Source organism: Streptomyces zinciresistens K42 (genome assembly GCF_000225525.1).
GTDB classification, from domain to species: domain Bacteria; phylum Actinomycetota; class Actinomycetes; order Streptomycetales; family Streptomycetaceae; genus Streptomyces; species Streptomyces zinciresistens.
Window position 1 is genome coordinate 1 of sequence record NZ_AGBF01000408.1, and the last position, 2,101, is coordinate 2,101.

General features: G+C 75.5%; 1 protein-coding gene. It reads left to right on the forward strand.

The window, feature by feature from the left end; genetic code table 11:
- Positions 1 to 2,101: putative bifunctional diguanylate cyclase/phosphodiesterase (locus tag SZN_RS36815; RefSeq protein ID WP_007506181.1), on the forward strand; the 2,101-nt coding region annotated here is incomplete at both ends.

Consider the following 2,101-nt stretch of genomic DNA (forward strand, 5'->3'; position numbering starts at 1 on the left):
GAGTGGCGGGGGCGGGCACACCGCGGCGCCGCGCGTCCGGCCGCGGGCGCCGGCCCGGGAGCACCCACCGCGGACGACCGCGCCGCCGGGCTGCACGACCCCGACCACGAACGGCACCTGTCCTGGCCCGCGCTGCCCGCGGCGGTCGTCGCGGCGGCCGCCTTCGTCCTCGGCGCCGGCTTCTACCGCGCCTACACCGGGGGCCACGCGCTCTTCCCGTCCGGCACGGTCGGCTGGTCCCTGGCGGTGCTCACCGGCGTCATCGTCGGCCACCTCGTGGCGCTCGGCCGGGCCCGCTGGTGGGGCGGCACCGGCTCCGGCGCCGCCCTCACCCTCGCGGTGCTCCTGCTGTACGGCTGGGTGCCCGCGGGCATGGTCAGCCTCACCGTCGTCGTCCTGGTCGGCGCCGCCCGCCGCGGACGCTGGCGCCAGGGCGTGCTGCACGGCGCGGTGGACATCCTCGGCATCGCCGCCGGCGCCCTGGTGCTGGCCGCCTGCGGCCGGGTGCCGTCCGTCGAGCGGCCCTGGAACCCCGACACCTGGACCCTCTACACCGCCCCCGGCGTGGTCCTGGTCGCCGCCGCCTACCTCGTCGTCACCCGCGTCCTGCTCTGGTACCTGAACGCGCCGCGCGGCGGCCTGCCCACCGTCGCCCGCACCGCCCTGGTCAGACAGGGGCTGGTCGCCGTCGCGCTCCTCGGCATCGCCCCGCTGGTCTGCGTCGTCGCGGTCGCCAAGCCGCTGCTGCTGCCGCTGTTCGCGATTCCGCTCATCGCCCTCGACTCCACCCTGTGGATAGCCCGCGCCCGCGCGGAGGAGCAGTTGCGCGATCCGCTGACCGGGCTGCCGAACCGGCAGTGGCTGCTGGAGCGGATCTGGACCGCGCTCGACGACGCCGAGCGGATCGGCGCCCGCTCCGCGCTCATGCTGATCGACCTGGACCGCTTCCGGTCCGTCAACGACACCCTGGGGCATCTCGCCGGGGACCGGCTGCTGTTGCAGATAGCCGACCGGCTGCGGCTCGCCCTGCCGCGCGGAGCGGAGGCCGCGCGGCTCGGGGGCGACGAGTTCGCCGTGCTGCTGCCGGTCGCCGACTCCACGACGTCCGCGACCCGGGTCGCCCGCGGCCTCGTCACCGCGCTCAGCTCACCGCTCGACCTCGACGGCCTCACCCTGGTGCTGGAGGCGAGCGCCGGCGTGGCCGTCTTCCCCGACCACGCGCCCGACGCCGAGGGCCTGCTGCGCCGCGCGGACGTGGCGATGTACCAGGCCAAGCGCGACCGCACCGGCGTCGAGGTCTACGAGTCCAAGCGGGACTCCAACACCCCCGACCGCCTCGGCCTGCTGGGCGATCTGCGCCGCGCCCTGGACGCCGGCGAGGTCGAGCTGCACTACCAGCCGAAGGTCCGCTTCGACGGACAGGTCGCCGGCCTGGAGGCCCTGGTGCGCTGGGTGCACCCGGAGCGCGGCAAGGTGCCGCCGGACGAGTTCATAGCGATCGCCGAGTCGTCGGGGCTGATGCCGCATCTGACGGAGTACGTGCTGGACACGGCCCTCGGCCAGGTCGCGCGGTGGCGGTCCCAGGGCCTGTTCGTGCCGGTCGCGGTCAACGTCTCGCCGCGTGACGTGCACACCCCCGGGTTCGCGGGGTCCGTCGCGGCCCGGCTCGCCCGGCACGGTGTCCCGGCGGGGGCGCTCCAGCTGGAGATCACGGAGCACGTCCTGCTGGAGGACCCGCAGCGGGCCGCGGACACGCTCGCCGGACTGACGGGGCACGGCGTGAAGATGTCCCTGGACGACTTCGGCACCGGCTACTCCTCGCTGGTGCACCTCAGACGGCTCCCGGTGAGCGAGCTGAAGATCGACCGCTCCTTCGTGGCCCGGCTCGCGGTGGACACCGAGGACGCGGAGATCGTGCGCTGCACGGTCGACCTCGCCCACTCCCTCGGGCTGCTGGTCGTCGCCGAGGGCGTCGAGGACGACGAGACCTGGGAGCGGCTGCGGGACATGGGCTGTGACGCCGTCCAGGGCTGGCTCGTGGCCGCCGCGATGCCGCCCGAGGAGACGACGGCCTGGCTGCGCGCCCGGGGCTCCCGCGGCT